We start from the raw sequence: 17,246 nt of genomic DNA on the forward strand, positions 1-17,246 counted from the left end.
TCATGGAAACCTTTTCTGGTAGATTGCTTTCTAGAAAAACCTTGGTCAAGGTGCTAACTGTGGTTTATAATAATATAAATCATATCATAGTTGATTTGCGTTTATCAGAGCTGGAGTAGAGGTATGTTTTATCTTACAAATTTTTTGCCTATTTTACTGTTCCTATTTCTTTTTGTAGGAAGTGGTATATATTTTACTGTTCTTGGCGTGTCAAATGCTTTTTATCAGTTATCTCCACTGGTAGCCATTGCTCCTGCCATAGCTCTGGGCTGGATTTTATACAAGGGCAATACTGAAGAAAAAATGTATGCCTTTCTAGATGGGGTAAGAGATCGTAATATTATCACTATGTGTATCATTTTCTTACTTGCAGGTGCATTCAGTGAAGTAACTAAAGCAATCGGTAGTGCTGATGCCACAGTTAATTTGGCTCTTTCATTTATACCAACACAATTTTTACTCATAGGATTATTTTTTGTAGCAGCTTTCATCTCCACTGCTATTGGTACATCAATGGGCACCATTGCAACAATTGCTCCTGTTGCAGTTGAACTGACACAAGCTGGGATTTCTCCTTCCTTAGGAGTGGCAACCGTTGTAGGAGGAGCAATGTTTGGCGACAATTTATCTATTATCTCTGATACTACAATTGCATCTGTGATGTCTCAAAAGGCTGATATAAAGAAAAAATTAAAACTGAATGCAAAAGTGGCACTAATTGCTTCTATATTCACAATAATTATATTATTTTATAGCTCAAGCAATAGTGCTGCTATTTCAGTTAAGGAGTATTCTTTATTGCTTGTGGCTCCTTACATCATACTTATATTGCTTGCAAACTTTGGAATAAATGTATTTACGGCATTGGTTTTAAGCATAACTTTTGCTGGAATCATTGGATTTATAAATAACAACAATTATGGTTTATTGTTTTTAAGCCAAAACATCACTAAGGGGTTTATGAGTATGCATGAAATTATGCTACTGTCATTGATGGTTGGCGGGCTTTCAGGACTGGTAGGTAAAAATTCTAAGGAGTTTGCAGATAAACTTTCATCTTGGGTTATGATACAACGTGGTGGACAAAAAACTGCGCAATTATTTATTGCAAAAATAGTCAGCATATTTGATATTTTACTTGCAAATAACACCATCGCTATAATTTTTAGTGGTGAAATTGCTAGAGATATTGCTAAGAAATATGAAATACCGCCTCACTATAGTGCAGCATGGCTAGGCATATTTTCTTGTGTATTTCAAGGATTAATACCGTATGGCGCTCAATTGCTTTTGGCTAGCACTATTGCTGGAGTTTCACCTTTGGCAGTCGTGCCACACGTATACTATTGCTATGTTTTAGGTATTATTGCAGTGTTATATATTGTATTGAACAAAATTGAGAAAAAAGATTGTGCTTAATATACAAGACAACGCTCCGCTCTGTAGAAAATGGATGTTCTTGGCAGTATGTGCTCTTGCTTGCTCTGGGTTACTGTCAATAATTGTTATTTTTCTACGATTGCCTTTTATCTCCTCTCTTGTTCCTTCTGCACAATATATTTTTGATAATGCGCTGGTAATACACGTGAACTTGTCAATTTTAGTGTGGATGTGCTCTATAATATCTCTGCTCTTTATCATAAACCTACAAAATACCAATAGTTGGTTTAACTTTTCATGGGTTCTATCAACCCTTTCGATGCTGCTCATGTTTATATCTGCATTCGTTCCAAACACTGAAGTTATCAAAAGTAACTATATTCCCGTATTACAAAACAAATTATTTTTACTTGGACTCAGTTTATTTATTGCCAGTATATTAGTAAATACAATGCTAGCATACACATCAAAAAAAGAGGTTTCATTTCTCTCTGTTGGACACATTGGGCTAGTTATTATACTTGTATCGTCATTTCTTTGCTTTGTTTTAGCATATAATAATATGCCTCCAGGTCTATATCACTCAGATAATAATTTATTTTACGAATATCTCTTTTGGGGAGGCGGACATTTATTGCAGTTTGCTTTTACTCAAGGAATGTTTTTAGTCTATTTAATAATGCTAAGTTCCAATGATATTAGTTTAGCTTCAAACAATAAAATTACTATTTTACCACTATTTATAAACACGATTTTAGCTGTAGGAGCACCGTTTGTATATTTTGTTTATCCAGTTGATAGTGCCAAGTTAATACAGTTTTTTACTTGGCATATGAGGATTGCTGGAGCAGTTTTGCCGTGCTTTTTGATAATATTAGTGTGCTACAACATCAGAACTTTTATTAATGATAAAAGCAACTATTTATTACATTCATTTTTGTTGTTCACTTATGGAGATGTGCTCGGAGTGTTGACTATTGAAGGGAATGTCACCATTCCCGCTCATTATCACGGTTCTGTAGTTGGGATCACTATAGCTTTTATGAATTTCATTTATTGGCTGTTACCCAAATTAAACTTTAAAGAGGTAAAAAACTCCATGGTAAGATTACAGATTTATGCCTACAGTGTAGGGCATTTTCTCCATATTACTGGCCTTGTTTGGCTTGGTGGGTATGGTGCTTTAAGGAAGGTTGCAGATCTGCCAAGTATTTCATCAATGTTAGCACGCACGTGCTTCATTATAGGTGGCGCTATATCAGTTGTTGGTGGAATGTTGTTCGTAATAATTGTGCTTTTACATCTGTTAAAAGGCAAAGCGCGTACCAACTGACCCATAGAAACGAAAAAACTTACTTGACAAACTCCGCTAGCGCCCTTATCATGAAACTGAAGCTATTTATTTATCTTCTCTGTACAGATTAAATGACAGAAAAACTCAACGTATTTGGCGTCTCATGTTTAATTTTTTGCACTATGTGCACCTTATGTCTTTATCAAATTTCTAGGTTTTTACCTACACAAGCTGAAATACGCTTATAAAGCATTTAAAACATAAAAAAACGCCAACTTAAAAAATGGATAGTGAATAACTAGCTACCCTAGGGTTTCTTTTGCCTTTTTTTCTGTTTAGTAAATTTCTTAATGTTTATAATTTAGATTAGTTGCGGCTTAAAAGCAACTAAATCGCGGTTATTAAGCGTTTAGAATAAAAAAACGCCATACTTGAAAGTATAATGTAAGTAATTAGCCAACCACGGGGCTTCTTTTGCCTTTTTTTTCATTTGGTAAATTTTTTAATATTTATACGGAAGGTAGCGCGTGACGCTGGAACCCCCAAAAAAGGATGATGTCATCCCAGTGCTCCTTTTTTTGTCATCCGAGTAGCTGACACTGTCCTCCTTTGTCATCCCAGTGCCCAGACACTGGGATCCAGCATTTCACGCAATCCCATCAAGAACGTTGTATTTTACATAACACTTTTATGCTTACCAACTTAATAAAATTCCTGGATCCCAGTGGGCTTTGTTGCATCGCTCTTCGGATAGTAGGTAACGTACAATAAATTCATGAAGCTATCTCAAACTTAGCCATGCCTATTTCAATAAATTTGTTAAGCAAATAACACTTGAGTAGCAGTTCCTTCTCACGATTAATTTCAGATTTGCTCCTAAAACTAAACCCAAATATTCGCTTCAACCTTGAGAAAAATCCTTCAATATACGATCTTTTTCCGTAATTTACTTCTTCTTTCCATCTTTTTATACCATTCTCACCATGTAATTTCATTAACTGAATAGCGGCATTTCTATCAAGCATATAATCCAATTTTGGATGCTCTGCTGCGTTGTTTTTCGGAGGAATTTTCGTTTTTATACCATATTGATTACACAGCTTATAGAGCTTTTCTCTGTCATATGCCCTATCTGCATATAGTACTTTTATGACATACTGAAAATCGACTTCTTTTAGCAAATCACAAGCTCCATAGTGATCAGAGTAGATACCGTTACTGTATTTTACAGCTATGGCTTTTTTGCTGTTTGTATTCAACATTACATGCAATTTTCTTGTCTGTTCATAGCTGCGATACTTTCTATCTTCGCTATTTTCTTTGCTATGACCAGGAGTGTTGTTGTATATACTAATTCCTGTACTGTCTATAGCAATTTCGATATCTTCCATATTATTTTCTGCAATCATTGATCTTAATATTGAGTTTCTTAAACCTTCTTGATGATTGTGAATAGCTGATAACTTGCAAATTTTTCCCAATTTGCTCAAGGTATCCTGCTATAAACCCAACTGTTTGCCTCAGGCCTATTCTAAATAAACAAGTTATTATGTGCACCAAAATTACAACTTTATCGCTATAAATATTGTTGCCACCTGGTATTTTTGGACCATTCTCGTACCACTTTTCTATGGCTTCGTTGATATAATGAAAAATATTTCCTCTTTTTTCTAGAAATTTGTTATATTCGCTATGGTTACTGACCCTCATTTTTTGTGGCATATTTTTTCTTTCAAGGTTAAATGGCTATTTTATAATGAATTTTGTCAGTAGCCACCAGATTTTTCAGTTGCTATGCAACAAAGCCATCCCAGTGTCAGCTACTCGGATGACAAAAAAAGGAGCACTGGGATGACAGGAGAGGGAGGCTACTTGGATGACATCATAGGGGCACTGGGATGACACCATTCTTTTTCCTGGATCCAAATAGTCAAGGCACTGGAATGACAAAAAAAGGAGGCACTGGAACGACAAAGTGGAGTGTCTGCTTCTGTCATCCTATGATAGCTAAAAAGACCTGGTCACGCGCTGGAATGACACCGAAGGGGCTACTGCCCTCTTGGATGGAGACCAGTGTCAGCTACTTAGATGATACCTTTTTTCTACTTAGTTTAGGTTATGCAGAAGTCTAATACAATTATAGAACAAGCTTAAAAATTCTGGTAAAGTAGTTTTATTTACAAAGAAAGAATATGCTACTTGAAATTGAAAAGCGCAGCATAACAAATGCATTGTGGAAGTTGCAAGAAGCAGATCAAAGGCAAATCTTAACTCTTACACAGAGATTTGAGTTACCAGAAATATTAGCAAGAATATTGGTTACTCGTGGTGTTAACATAGAAAATGCAAGCGACTTCTTATATCCACTAATCAGATCGCTATTACCAGATCCCTTTCACCTTCTTGATATGGATAAAGCTGTTTCTCGTATAATATGGGCAATAAAAAATGATGAAAACCTTGCAATATTTGGTGACTATGATGTTGATGGTGCAACGTCGTCAGCATTGATTAACAGGTACCTGAGAGCAATCGATATACACTCTATAATCTACATTCCAGATCGTGTTGATGAGGGTTATGGATTAAACACAGATGCTTTATTACAACTTAAAAAGAATGGAATTGATTTATGTATTTCCGTTGATTGTGGTACGCTTGCATATCAACCAATAGAAGATGCAAAGGCTTTTGGTCTTGATATTATAGTTGTTGACCATCACCTTGGTACGGAAAAATTACCAAGCGCCGTAGCAGTTGTGAATCCAAACCGCCTTGATGAGAGCTCTCCTTATAATAACCTAGCAGCAGTTGGAGTGTCATTTCTGCTAATTGTTGCTCTTAATAAAAGCCTACGTGAGCAAGGATTTTTTACCAACAAAAAAGAACCAGATTTATTTGATCTGTTGGATTTGGTTGCCCTGGGAACTGTCTGTGATGTTATACAGATCACAAGCCTCAATAGAGCACTTGTCTCACAAGGATTAAAAGTTATGTCAACAAGAAAAAACGTTGGCTTGCGTGTTTTATTTGATGCTTTGGGAATCCTTGAAAAACCAAGTGTTTCTCGATTAGGGTTTAGTATTGGGCCATGCATAAATGCTGGAGGAAGAATTGGAGAAGCATCGCTTGGTGCAAGGTTGCTTTCCACCGATGATGATGAAGAGGCACATTCAATCGCGCTAAAATTAATAGATTTGAATAATGCAAGAAAAGTGTTAGAAAATGAGGCTCTCTTGGAAGCTACAGCACAAGCGGAAAAGTCTGCCCAATCAGGTGCGAATTTTATAATGATAAGTGGCAATTGGCACCAGGGAATAATTGGTATAATTGCATCAAGGCTAAAGGAGCAGTTTCACTTGCCAACAGTAGTGATATCTTTAAATAATGGAATAGGAAAAGCAAGCTGTAGATCAATTTTGGGAGTTGATATCGGTGCTGCAGTCCTTTCCGCAAAGTTTATAAATTTGATTATTGAAGGTGGTGGCCATAGTATGGCGGCAGGATTTTCAATTAAAGAAGACAAAATAAATGATTTGCATGATTTTTTTACTGAAAGATTTTCAAATTCTATAAATGAGAAAACTTTAAAAGCTGATAGTATAGTAACTGCTAAAGCAATAAATTTGTCTTTATGGAATCAATTGCAACGCTTGGGACCATTTGGAGTTGGAAATCCTGAACCAAGGTTTATTATCCAAGGAGCAAAGATAAGAAAGCCTGAAGTTATAGGAGTTGACCATATAAAATGTTTTATTGCTGATGATAATGTTATGGTAAGAGCTATTGCATTTCGTTCTGCAAATACTCATCTTGGCTCTGCTATCATGCAGGGTAATGTTAAAGCTATTTTGGGTAAAATCTCTATGAATTACTGGAATGGCAATGAATTTGTACAATTTTTAATAGAAGATGTATTGACCATTAGTTGAGTGTATCTGTTCAGCAGAGTGGCAAAATAGGTAGACAAGATAAACCAAAAAATCAAGAAGAAGTGAGTGTGCACTTGTCCGTAAAGTCTTTCCATTTCTCCCATTTCTTCGATTATTCTCTTCACTTTCAGCTAATAAGTGATTTTCTATTTCACCTTCCAAACTTGCCTCCAGCAGCTTTTTTATAAATGGTGTAAATGCTCCATCCCTTCCTGTTAATGGTCTGCCTTCCCTTATTGATGACAGTATATTTGCTTCCAGTTCTTTGTAATCTACCAAACCGGTAGTTCTGTTTACTACTTTCTGACTCATTGTCAAACCTCCATTTTTTTATATCAATTTATTACTTTTTTTTCGGTTTGACACACTTTTTTGAACCATACGCGTCAAGTTAAGAGATTGTGAGCAAATTTAGAGAGGTTAAAGTGGATACTCTAGCCCTTCTACGTTTGTCTTTTAATGAAAATCGCGACCAAGTTATAGTGAGTTTTTTAAGAAATGCTTTTAAACTATTAATCTTGGTTAATACTAAAAATAACTCTCTAACCCGTCTTTTTAGCTCAATAAATGCCTTTGTTAAGCTAAGTTCTGTATTCTTTTTCACTTCTGTGCAACCAACTATGCCGTAAAATATAAGAATTGCGCACAATACTCTAAATGGATTTGTCTTTCCTTTTAGTTTATCAAGATTGATATGACTTTTATATAGTTTAAATAGTAATTCGATTTGCCATCTTACTCTATAAACCGTCAATATTTGTTCAGCATTAATTTTACTCTCTGGAACATTAGTTATAAATATTGACCAATCTAATAACTTTTGATTCTTTTGAGAAGATGTATATCCATGTGACTTTGCTAATTTATTAGCCTTTCTTCTTCTAGCCATAGACTGTTCTTCAGTTAGCTTTTGACATATAATTCTTACCTTAATTTTTACTTCCTTTCCTAATAATACTTCTTTTTCTGAAGATAATTGACCTTCCAAATACTCCAATAGCTCTATTTTTTGATTTGTTTCTATATCATATATATTGGTATCAGACTTATAACGACTAACAAAATATGCACCTGCTTCATCAATCTGTTTAAAAGAACTAGGCACAAAGTAGCCCAAGTCAAATATTAGCAAATCATTGCTTGATATATTACTTAAATGTTTCCTATATCCCTGGTCTGATCTTATTCCCTCCGTTAAATTAAGTTGGTCTATTATCTGATTCATGTAATCGAAAACTAATTGTAACTTTATTCCAGACTTAGTATTGCTTTCATAGCCACTGTAGCTAGTACCATAACCTTTATACATCTCTTCCATACTGTTAGGTAGAGTAATATAGCTACTGTCCAATAATTTAACACTATTAAATTGCTGTAAGATTTTGCAATCAACTTGCAAGATATTTTTAAAGAGAACCACAGATTCATTATACATCCTTTTCATAAATTCCACTGCTTCTTCAGTAAATCTAAAATCCAAACCTTGTTTTGTTATATCTATCGAGTCCTCGTTTAGTAATTGACACATTGTTTCTACGCTACAATTATCAACTCCTATATTACCCAAGACCATGGCTTTTACGAATGATGAACCTTTTAGCTTTCTCTTTCTTTTTATAAACCTTGTTGTAATTGAGATTTTCTCTGCTTTTTCATTAAAAAATTCTTTGAGCTTTTTTGATAAGCAAGTTATTTTATTCATTGGTTCTCTCACTAAAAGTATATCTGGGAGAACTTATACCTCATTATTCTATCTCTTTCATACCTTTATTTCCTTAACTTGACGCGTATGCTTTTTTGAACATTCCCGGAAATGCAGAAAAAAATGTTCAACATTATATCAGGAGTCCTTGTCGTTTTAATCTGCACAGATTGCGAAGTTAAATGAAATAGCTTCACTGTTATGATAAGGGCGCTGGCGAAGGGTGTCAAGCAAGTTTTTCGTTTCTATATGTGCTACCTTAAGACTTCAACGTCTTAACGCACCTAACTCCATCTGCATATAAATTTGCATGGCTCTTTCCAGTATTAAGCAATGCAAATCCAATGTTGTCTACACTAGAGCGCAGTTCCCCTATTTCCTCATTGTTTTCATTTGTCACTTTAGTGCCAATATCTGGAAGTGCGTTATCCCCCTCAACAAGGTAAAGTTTTCTTCTGAATATTTCTTGTCTGCTCATTCGATTTACAACTTCCTGACCTATATAACACCCCTTATTAAAGCTTATACCGTTTACCTTATCGATTAAAAATTGCAGCGGAAACGATGAATTCTGCACCATATCTTTCGCTCCATCTGGAACGAGATTTTGAATTCTGACTTTTTCATACTGAGTAAAATCCCCAACCGGCTCTTTTATTTCATCTTTATGTATGATCCTCATTCCTAGCAGCTTGTGCCTTGGATCTTGAAAAATAACTTGTGACTTACTACTACACTCCGCCAAATTAGTATTAAACAAAACCCCAACCTTATATAGTGCACTAACGTCTTTAATCTTTACCCTCAAATAAGTTTTAAGTAAATCTAGTTTCTCGATTATTTGCTGCAAGTGTATGTTTTCGCACTCTAAGAGGGTGTATTTACCATATTCAATAAGAAAAAAATCATATAGATATTTTCCCTGAGGGCTAAGCAATAAAGAGTAAACGGCTTTTTGGCTATCCAACTTATTAATATCATTGGTTATAATACCCTGCAGAAAATCTCTAGTTTCAGGCCCATATAGCACTATCACACCACGACTTAAAAATGGTATATAACTCATGAAATCTCTATAAATAAATCTAAATTTTATTATATAACATTAGGCTCTTTTAGAAACTGCTTTTAGCGTGCATATTTTACAAGCTCCAGCCCTTGAAATCTAACTTACGAGTATATATATATAAACTTATAAGTTAATTTGTTGATGAGGAAAAACAAATGTCAAGTATAAGTTTAAATGTATTAGATGATAGCGTGCTGGTCAAGCCTATTAGCGAAGAAAAGCGAGGTGGAATTGTGCTTCCATCAAGTGCTGAAAAGAAACCTACTAAAGGTGAAGTTATAGCAATTGGTGAAGGTTCACGCAATTCAAGTGGCGAACGCGTAACTTTAACTGTGAAAGCTGGTGATAAAGTGTTCTATCGCCAATGGTCTGGTACAGAAATAGAACATAATAATGAGAAGCTTATCGTGATGAAAGAGTCCGATATACTTGCTGTCATTAAGTAGCAGTCTTTATTTTACTAAACTGAAACAAAGCGCAACATAGCGCATTGTAAATGATTTTATTATAGTTTTCTAAATTTTTTATTAACAAGAGGTGATAAAAATGACTAATGTAGTAGTATCAGGTGAGCAGTTGCAAGAAGCCTTTCGTGAAGTTGCAGCAATAGTGGATTCAACGGTAGCAATAACTGCAGGACCTAGAGGAAAAACAGTAGGGATTAATAAGCCCTATGGAGCACCAGAAATTACAAAAGATGGTTATAAGGTGATGAAGGGTATCAAGCCTGAAAAACCATTAAACGCTGCGATAGCAAGCATCTTTGCACAAAGTTGTTCTCAATGTAACGATAAAGTTGGTGATGGTACAACAACGTGCTCAATACTAACTAGCAACATGATAATGGAAGCTTCAAAGTCAATTGCTGCTGGAAACGATCGTGTTGGTATTAAAAACGGAATACAGAAGGCAAAAGATGTAATATTAAAGGAAATTGCGTCAATGTCTCGTACAATTTCTCTAGAGAAAATAGACGAAGTGGCACAAGTTGCAATAATCTCTGCAAATGGTGATAAGGATATAGGTAACAGTATCGCTGATTCCGTGAAAAAAGTTGGAAAAGAGGGTGTAATAACTGTTGAAGAGAGTAAAGGTTCAAAAGAGTTAGAAGTTGAGCTGACTACTGGCATGCAATTTGATCGCGGTTATCTCTCTCCGTATTTTATTACAAATAATGAAAAAATGATCGTGGAGCTTGATAATCCTTATCTATTAATTACAGAGAAAAAATTAAATATTATTCAACCTTTACTTCCTATTCTTGAAGCTATTGTTAAATCTGGTAAACCTTTGGTTATTATTGCAGAGGATATCGAAGGTGAAGCATTAAGCACTTTAGTTATCAATAAATTGCGTGGTGGTTTAAAAGTTGCTGCAGTAAAAGCTCCAGGTTTTGGTGACAGAAGAAAGGAGATGCTCGAAGACATAGCAACTTTAACTGGTGCTAAGTACGTCATAAAAGATGAACTTGGAATCAAGATGGAAGATCTCACGCTTGATGATCTTGGTACGGCTAAAAATGTTAAAATTACTAAAGATAATACCACAGTTGTCAGCGAAAATAGCGATTCTGACAGTGTGAAAGCTAGAATCGAGCAGATTAAATCTCAAATTGAAACTTCAACTTCTGATTATGATAAAGAAAAGCTAAGAGAACGTTTAGCGAAATTATCAGGTGGCGTTGCTGTGCTCAAAGTTGGTGGAGCAACTGAAGTGGAAGTTAAAGAACGTAGAGATAGAGTCGAAGATGCGCTGCATGCAACAAGAGCTGCAATTGAGGAAGGTATAGTTCCAGGTGGTGGGGTTGCGCTTCTTTATGCTTCATCTGTTCTCGACAAATTAAAAGGTGCAAGTGACGAGGAACAAATAGGCATAAACATTATCAAGAAAGTTCTCAGTGCTCCAATTAGAAGGTTAGTCAAAAATGCTGGTCTTGAATCTGCTGTTATAATTGACTATTTGATTAAGCAGAATGATAAAGAGCTTATATACAACGTTGAGGCTATGAATTATGCTAATGCGTTTACAGCTGGTGTGATTGATCCAGCAAAAGTGGTGCGTATTGCTTTTGAAACAGCGGTATCTGTTGCGAGTGTGCTGATAACTACTGAATCTATGATAGTTGATGTACCAAGCAAAGAAAATGCTTCATCTCCTATGGGTGCAGGAGAAATGAGTGGCATGGGTGGATTCTAAGTAGAATGAAACCGTGGAGCAATTGCTCCACGGTAGTTCCAAAAAATCTCACATTTTACTATTCGTTAAAGGTAATACGTTTGGTGCAGAAATGCACTACTGTTTGCATCCGTTTCACTCCTTTATATTGTGGTTGTCTAATAACAAAAAGGGTATCCGTTCAGCGGAGTGGCAGAATAAGGTAGACAAGGTGATCTAAAAAGATAATCATAGAGCAAAAGTGAAATAATATGGTAAACCTTTTAGAACTTTGCAAAAATTTACAGCAAAAAATAGAAAGGTTAGAAGCAAAAATAGAAAGATTGGAAAAAGAGAATGAAAGTTTAAAAGCAGAAAATAAGGCTTTAAAGATAGAAAATGCTGAGTTAAGAGAAAGACTCGGTTTAAGCTCAAAAAATTCATCAATACCAAGTTCCAAAGAGTTGTATAAAATAAAAAAGAATAAGCCGAAAAGCGAAAGGAATATTGGCGGTCAGGTTGGTCATAAAGGAAGTTTTCGCGCCAACATGGATGCAGATAAAGTAGTAAAGATAGAGTTGCCTAATACTTGCGAATGCGGAGGAGAAATTGCAATATGTGAAAAACCATATATTCATCAGAAAGTTGATCTTCCAGAAATCAAGCCTTATGTAGTGGAATATCAGTTAGAACATGGCCGTTGTCGGAGATGCGGAAAGAGAAGAAGTAGCAAGTTACCGGAAGGTGTTACGCCAGATACATTTGGTCCAAGGGTTAAGTCAATAATTGCAGCGTTCAGCGGATTCTACAAAAATTCAAAACGCGAAATAGCGAGTGTCGTAAATGATATCTTCAATTTGAACATAAGCGTCGGTAGCATATCAAATAGTGAACATAGAGTTGCTTCAAAATGCAAAAAAATGTATGAGCAGATCGAACAAGAGATAAGTAGGAGTAAAGTTCTACATATTGATGAAACGAGCCATTATAACAAAGGTAAACTCGCTTGGTGTTGGATGTTTGCAAGCAATACGGCAAGTTTTGTAAAATTTACAGAGTCAAGAGGAATGAAAGTTTTACAAAATAGTAAATTCTGCAATCGCAATAGCTTGGTAATAACTGACAGGTATGCAGCATACAATTATTTTGCCGATAAAAACAGGCAAATCTGTTGGGCACATTTATCAAGAGATTTTGAAAGATTAGCACATAGTTGGAATATTGAAGTTAAAGTTCTGGGTTGTTACTTGAGAAACGTGGCCACTGAATTATTTGCACTAAAAAAAGCTTTACTAAAAAGTGAGATAGATGTTTTGAGGTTTGTCAGACGTGCCAGAAAATTAAGAAAACGTACAAAGTATTACTTGAAGGAGATATCTCGTTTACCTGAAGCAATTGGAGCCTCTCGAGTTGCAAAAAATGTTCTGAGATCTGAAAGAATGATGTGGAAATTTTTAGATGACCCAGAAAATATTCCGCTGACAAATAACCACGCTGAACGGCAAATTCGGCATTATGTCGTTTATCGCAAAAACTCATATTTTACACAATCAAAGCGGGGAAATACATTCCTTGAGCGGATAATTTCATTATACTTAACTTGGAAACAAAGGGGTCTCAATCCTTTCCAAAATCTCCTATCTATTGTTTCTTAAACCACTCTCCTGAACGGATACCAAAAAGGCAGCATAAGAAAACTATAACCCCTAGTATATTTATACTATAGCTGACCCAAGCAACACGTCATACCGCGATTCATTCCACAACTGTACGAACATTACAATATGGCACATAGTAAACGATGTCATGAAAGTAGCTGACACTGGAATGACACCCTTTTGGATGGAAACCAGTGTCACGCACTGGCATGACACCCATTTGTTCCTATAGTTGTCTTTTCTCGTCTACCTTATTTTGCCACTCTGCTGAACAGTACAATTTACAACCACCCCCTACCCTTTTTAGTTGTTCAGCAAATATAGAGAGGTTAAAGGGAGTGGTATTACTTAAACAACTAAATAAAAAACCAGGTAGATCATTCTGAAATTCTTGCATTTTTGTCCATAATTTTGTTAAATAACTTCCCTTTTGGTCATATCGAACCAAATTTCTTTTTCACACCACCTTTTAAGCCACTTTCGTTAGTTTTTGTCATAATGCGATCAAACACTCCCAATAACCTCTTTAATAGGTTTGGAGTTAGCGAAGAGATAAGATCAACAGATACGTTATTGTTTTTGTCATCACCACTTGCTTTATAGTCTATTGAAACGATTCCCCTACTTTTCCCACCAGTAAGAAGTTTTCCAATTATAGGAATTTTTAACAAAGATTTATTAATTGAATATGCTGGTATTACTTGTCCTGCAACCTGGAATTTATAATCTTTAATATCGAGCTTACCACCAGTGCTAATACCTAACTCCGCCCCTTCAAGCCAAGATTCTTCAATTTCAATAGTGCCATCTTTGTATGAGAAAGGTGCATTACATTTATAAAAGTATACACCTTCGTTCTTTATGGCATTTACGATACCAAGCAATGAAGACATCGACAATAAAGTAGTAAGTAGTGGAGCATCTTTGATGTAGAAATTGCTAATGGATAACGTACCATAATGTTCTCCACTTTCTCTCTGAGGAGAGATATAAAAAGACAATTTGCCGTTTTTAATTGATTTACTAATGCCTAAGGAACGCGAAAGTATACCTGCATTATCCGCATATATTTCGAGCCCTATTCCACTGTATTCCGCTAGTATGTTGCTGCTATCTTCTAGAAACTGTCCTGTAAATTGACTTCCATCGCAATTACCTTTAGTACAGGTTACATTCAGCTTAGCATTTTTGATAACGATGCCTTCTTTCATGATTACATTGTCAACATTCATACTAATCTCTATATCTTTGTTTAATCCATTACTGTTTTTGCCAAGCAAGCCTAAAATATCACTTAAGTTAATTTCCTCACCATAAATAGTTATGGCATTTTTTTCCTTACCTGATTCAATTTCTATACTAAAATCATTATCAGGCAATTTAAAACTACTAGAATTTAAATATAAATTTCCATTTTCTACTCTTCCGCTGAATTTTATATCTAGGTCATTTCCTACAACATCTAATTTGTCTATTAACAATTCACCTGCTCCTTTTAACCTTGTAGAAAACAAAATTTTATTGTGATCTTCAAAACGATTTTTCCATCCTAAATAACTTGAACGTGATTCAAGCTCTGATAAATCCATATTACCATTAACATGCCCCGTCTTATCTTGATTTATCACCGATTCTATATTTGTATTGACATAGCCACCTATATTTTCATCAAAATTAAGTATTTGAGCGGGTAAATCTCCGGTCAAATTCCAGGCGAAACTTTCATTCCTATTGCTACTTTTCAGGTCAAATAATAGCTGTGTGTTATTCACCATACCACTACCATTTAAATCTATAAAGTCACTGCCAAAACTAAGCTTAATATCATATTTACCAAGACTTGCATTATAGACGGCCAAATTGTCAATTTCAGAATGAAAATTTGCTGAGAAGTCTACTTTTTTGTCATCAGCATTTAGATTAAAAATGCGAAAATTAAATACGGATTTTGCCATTCCACTTACTTTATCCCTTTCAACCTTCACCACATCATCCAGCTTAAATCTTATAGGCTCATATAAACCATACGCATCACTTACAGCTTTGCCATTAATGGTTAGAACTGAATCTTCCTTATTTAGAGATTTCATTTCAATATCACCACCATTAACAGTGAAATTCTGAAACTTAGCGCTATTTACAGTAATTTCAAGATCGTTATTCTTGATGATCAAATCACCCTTTAATTCCTTTACTTGCTCAAAATCTTCATCAAATTTTACGCTACCGTTTTCTATATCAGCAACAATTACAATGTCTGACAGATCGTCATCAACCAAATTGTTAATTTTGCCATTGAAACTTACAATGGTATTTAAAACATCCCCTTCGATATTATCACAATACCAGCTTTTAAATTTACTATTTACTACACTATCTGGTATATAAGTACATAAATCCTTTGCAGCAAACTTACTAATATTAATTCTAAGCAAAGCATGACTTGTACTAAAGTTCATTTTGCCTATTAAAGAGAGATACGTGTCATTTAACTTAAAATGGAAGTTTTTTACACTAATAATTCCATTACTATATGTTAAATTTATATTTACATTAGTTAAGGCCAAATTTTTGTTCAAATAATTTTCTGTATTTAATACGTATATATTTCCATCTACAATTTCATCCTTTTTATTAATTTTCACTGAGAAGCTTCCTTTGAATCCTATATTTTTGTCCAAATTGTAGCTTTTAACTAATGTAGAAAACTTGCTCAATAGTCCCAATTTTAGATCATAAAATGTCCCGTACACATTTAGCAAATTGTTGCGATTTTTTATCGTAATTGATAAATCATCCAAAAATCCCTTTCCATCTTTTGTATTCACATGAATATCTAAAACATTAAAATCTTCCCCCTTCCCTATATATAATTTATCAATAAAAAATTCATCTTCTGTGCTTTTATCAATAGCGATGTTAGTAAATTCAATTTTTGAATCCGCATTTAAGTCAAAAAAAAATTCCCTTATTGTTTTTAATAGATTTTTTGCACTGCTTTCTGTCATCTTGAAATTCTTCCCTGTCATCCCAGTATCTTTTTTTCCTGTCATCCCAGTATCTTTTTTTCCTGTCATCCCAGTGCTTGACACTGGGATCCAGGTTTCTTTTTTTCTAGATTCCAGCGTCACGCGCTGGAATGACACCGAAGGAAGGCGGTTATTACTTAAATAATGATTATCCAAAAGGTCTAATGAGTTTTGCGGATTAACATTAGTTTCTTCTCTCTTGATATATACATGCACATTATCAGCTGAAACCTGAGAGAGATTTGTGCTAGCTTTAAATAAGGAACTTAACTTAAAATGTACAAAAAGCTCAGGAACTTTTATAGTAGAATTAGGATTTGCTATTGCCAAATCTGTAATGACTAAATACGGATCTTTACTACCTTTCTGCCAAACAACTGAGGTATTCTCCATATTAACGCTTGAGCCAACAAATATCTTTGATATTTTATGTTTAACATAAAAATTAATATAATTAATATTGATTTCTAAAGGACTCTCACCCTTAAAAAAGACAAATAAGCAGAATACAAACAATAGAACTATGGAAAGTGATATAGTGATTTTTTTAAGCATCGATTATTGCTTTTCTTGCTAAACTATCAGCCTCCTCATTATACTTATCGCCACTGTGTGCTTTAACCCACTTCCAATCAATTTCGTGTTGTGAAGCAACGTTGTCTAGCTCTTTCCACAATTCCATATTTTTTACTGATTTTTTATTACTTGTTTTCCAGCCATTCATTTTCCACTTATTTATCCACTCTGTTATGCCATGTTTAACATAAAGACTATCCATATATAAATTAATATTACAAGAAAATTTCAATACTTTCAGCCCATTGATCACCGCTGTTAACTCCATTTTATTGTTTGTGGTATTTTCTTCTCTACCATAAATGTCTTTTCTGTAATCTTGAAATAATATGATAGCTGCCCATCCTCCCGCTCCAGGATTACCAGAACACGCCCCATCCGTATATATTGTCACTTCTTTTTTACTCATCTTTGTTTATATCGGTTAACAAAGTATATAGTTGCTTTTATGA

General features: G+C 34.7%; 14 protein-coding genes and 1 pseudogene. 7 read left to right on the forward strand and 8 right to left on the reverse strand.

Features of this window, described 5'->3' with window-relative positions; translation table 11 throughout:
• The first annotated feature begins 123 nt into the window (after window positions 1-123).
• The gene (locus tag AAGD74_RS04750) at window positions 124-1,419 is read left to right on the forward strand and encodes a Na+/H+ antiporter NhaC family protein (protein WP_077188578.1); all 1,296 of its coding nucleotides are present in this window, start codon (window positions 124-126) and stop codon (window positions 1,417-1,419) included.
• Window positions 1,420-1,453: 34 nt separating this feature from the next.
• Window positions 1,454-2,713 carry a cbb3-type cytochrome c oxidase subunit I gene (locus AAGD74_RS04755; RefSeq protein WP_338482811.1) on the forward strand — a complete coding sequence of 420 codons (1,260 nt, stop codon included), beginning with the start codon at window positions 1,454-1,456 and terminating at the stop codon, window positions 2,711-2,713.
• A 734-nt stretch (window positions 2,714-3,447) separates the two neighbouring features.
• Here the strand turns inward: AAGD74_RS04755 and AAGD74_RS04760 are convergent.
• Entirely contained in the window at window positions 3,448-4,083 is a 636-nt protein-coding gene (locus AAGD74_RS04760) for a transposase (protein WP_341810566.1), read from the reverse strand.
• Window positions 4,067-4,396, reverse strand: coding sequence for a transposase (locus AAGD74_RS04765; RefSeq protein WP_007548762.1), 330 nt, complete (start codon window positions 4,394-4,396; stop codon window positions 4,067-4,069). Before AAGD74_RS04765 ends, AAGD74_RS04760 begins: the two co-directional genes overlap by 17 nt.
• A gap of 176 nt (window positions 4,397-4,572) precedes the next feature.
• On the opposite strand from AAGD74_RS04765, the gene AAGD74_RS04770 reads away from it, so the two are divergent.
• Together AAGD74_RS04770 and recJ are read left to right on the forward strand one after the other, a co-directional pair.
• Window positions 4,573-4,806 carry a hypothetical protein gene (locus AAGD74_RS04770; protein WP_010962507.1) on the forward strand — a complete coding sequence of 78 codons (234 nt, stop codon included), beginning with the start codon at window positions 4,573-4,575 and terminating at the stop codon, window positions 4,804-4,806.
• Window positions 4,807-4,866: 60 nt separating this feature from the next.
• Window positions 4,867-6,606: a single-stranded-DNA-specific exonuclease RecJ gene (gene recJ, locus AAGD74_RS04775; RefSeq protein ID WP_338482205.1), complete on the forward strand. Its 1,740-nt coding sequence runs from the start codon at window positions 4,867-4,869 to the stop codon at window positions 6,604-6,606.
• Between the two features lie 54 nt (window positions 6,607-6,660).
• Here recJ and AAGD74_RS04780 read toward each other — a convergent pair.
• The 3 genes and pseudogenes from AAGD74_RS04780 to AAGD74_RS04790 all read right to left on the reverse strand — a co-directional run.
• Window positions 6,661-6,918, reverse strand: a pseudogene (locus tag AAGD74_RS04780) (IS256 family transposase); the annotation flags it as partial.
• A 79-nt stretch (window positions 6,919-6,997) separates the two neighbouring features.
• A complete protein-coding gene (locus AAGD74_RS04785; protein WP_341810567.1) occupies window positions 6,998-8,308 on the reverse strand; it encodes an IS4 family transposase in 1,311 nt (436 codons plus the stop codon).
• A 259-nt stretch (window positions 8,309-8,567) separates the two neighbouring features.
• Complete coding sequence (locus tag AAGD74_RS04790; RefSeq protein WP_341810568.1) at window positions 8,568-9,374, reverse strand: folate-binding protein; 807 nt, start codon at window positions 9,372-9,374, stop codon at window positions 8,568-8,570.
• Between the two features lie 167 nt (window positions 9,375-9,541).
• Here AAGD74_RS04790 and AAGD74_RS04795 point away from each other — a divergent pair, with 167 nt between their 5' ends.
• The 3 genes from AAGD74_RS04795 to AAGD74_RS04805 all read left to right on the forward strand — a co-directional run bounded on the left by AAGD74_RS04795 (window position 9,542) and on the right by AAGD74_RS04805 (window position 13,186).
• A complete protein-coding gene (locus tag AAGD74_RS04795) occupies window positions 9,542-9,823 on the forward strand; it encodes a co-chaperone GroES (RefSeq protein ID WP_338482810.1) in 282 nt (93 codons plus the stop codon).
• A 100-nt stretch (window positions 9,824-9,923) separates the two neighbouring features.
• Window positions 9,924-11,573 (forward strand): chaperonin GroEL, encoded by a 1,650-nt coding sequence (groL, locus tag AAGD74_RS04800; RefSeq protein WP_010962503.1) that lies wholly within the window; start codon window positions 9,924-9,926, stop codon window positions 11,571-11,573.
• A gap of 230 nt (window positions 11,574-11,803) precedes the next feature.
• The gene (locus tag AAGD74_RS04805; RefSeq protein WP_007548562.1) at window positions 11,804-13,186 is read left to right on the forward strand and encodes an IS66-like element ISWen3 family transposase; all 1,383 of its coding nucleotides are present in this window, start codon (window positions 11,804-11,806) and stop codon (window positions 13,184-13,186) included.
• A 100-nt stretch (window positions 13,187-13,286) separates the two neighbouring features.
• Here AAGD74_RS04805 and AAGD74_RS04810 read toward each other — a convergent pair whose 3' ends face one another.
• The 3 genes from AAGD74_RS04810 to rnhA all read right to left on the reverse strand — a co-directional run bounded on the left by AAGD74_RS04810 (window position 13,287) and on the right by rnhA (window position 17,203).
• The gene (locus AAGD74_RS04810) at window positions 13,287-13,409 is read right to left on the reverse strand and encodes a hypothetical protein (protein WP_255703183.1); all 123 of its coding nucleotides are present in this window, start codon (window positions 13,407-13,409) and stop codon (window positions 13,287-13,289) included.
• Window positions 13,410-13,623: 214 nt separating this feature from the next.
• A complete protein-coding gene (locus tag AAGD74_RS04815; RefSeq protein ID WP_341810569.1) occupies window positions 13,624-16,773 on the reverse strand; it encodes an AsmA-like C-terminal domain-containing protein in 3,150 nt (1,049 codons plus the stop codon).
• Window positions 16,766-17,203, reverse strand: a complete 438-nt coding sequence (gene rnhA, locus AAGD74_RS04820; RefSeq protein WP_077188167.1) for a ribonuclease HI — start codon at window positions 17,201-17,203, stop codon at window positions 16,766-16,768. The genes AAGD74_RS04815 and rnhA overlap by 8 nt, the downstream gene beginning before the upstream one ends.
• Window positions 17,204-17,246 lie beyond the last annotated feature (43 nt).

This window comes from Wolbachia endosymbiont (group A) of Campoletis raptor (assembly GCF_964026755.1).
GTDB classification, from domain to species: domain Bacteria; phylum Pseudomonadota; class Alphaproteobacteria; order Rickettsiales; family Anaplasmataceae; genus Wolbachia; species Wolbachia pipientis.

What these genes read in the sequence shown, in the direction of transcription:
- AAGD74_RS04790 (WP_341810568.1), bottom strand. Translation starts at nt 9,374, where the DNA reads ATGAGTTATATACCATTTTTAAGTCGTGGTGTGATAGTGCTATATGGG.
- rnhA (WP_077188167.1), bottom strand. Translation starts at nt 17,203, where the DNA reads ATGAGTAAAAAAGAAGTGACAATATATACGGATGGGGCGTGTTCTGGT.
- groL (WP_010962503.1), top strand. Translation starts at nt 9,924, where the DNA reads ATGACTAATGTAGTAGTATCAGGTGAGCAGTTGCAAGAAGCCTTTCGT.
- AAGD74_RS04760 (WP_341810566.1), bottom strand. Translation starts at nt 4,083, where the DNA reads ATGATTGCAGAAAATAATATGGAAGATATCGAAATTGCTATAGACAGT.
- AAGD74_RS04770 (WP_010962507.1), top strand. Translation starts at nt 4,573, where the DNA reads ATGACACCATTCTTTTTCCTGGATCCAAATAGTCAAGGCACTGGAATG.
- AAGD74_RS04750 (WP_077188578.1), top strand. Translation starts at nt 124, where the DNA reads ATGTTTTATCTTACAAATTTTTTGCCTATTTTACTGTTCCTATTTCTT.
- AAGD74_RS04785 (WP_341810567.1), bottom strand. Translation starts at nt 8,308, where the DNA reads ATGAATAAAATAACTTGCTTATCAAAAAAGCTCAAAGAATTTTTTAAT.
- AAGD74_RS04810 (WP_255703183.1), bottom strand. Translation starts at nt 13,409, where the DNA reads ATGGGTGTCATGCCAGTGCGTGACACTGGTTTCCATCCAAAAGGGTGT.
- recJ (WP_338482205.1), top strand. Translation starts at nt 4,867, where the DNA reads ATGCTACTTGAAATTGAAAAGCGCAGCATAACAAATGCATTGTGGAAG.
- AAGD74_RS04765 (WP_007548762.1), bottom strand. Translation starts at nt 4,396, where the DNA reads ATGCCACAAAAAATGAGGGTCAGTAACCATAGCGAATATAACAAATTT.
- AAGD74_RS04805 (WP_007548562.1), top strand. Translation starts at nt 11,804, where the DNA reads ATGGTAAACCTTTTAGAACTTTGCAAAAATTTACAGCAAAAAATAGAA.
- AAGD74_RS04815 (WP_341810569.1), bottom strand. Translation starts at nt 16,773, where the DNA reads ATGCTTAAAAAAATCACTATATCACTTTCCATAGTTCTATTGTTTGTA.
- AAGD74_RS04755 (WP_338482811.1), top strand. Translation starts at nt 1,454, where the DNA reads ATGTTCTTGGCAGTATGTGCTCTTGCTTGCTCTGGGTTACTGTCAATA.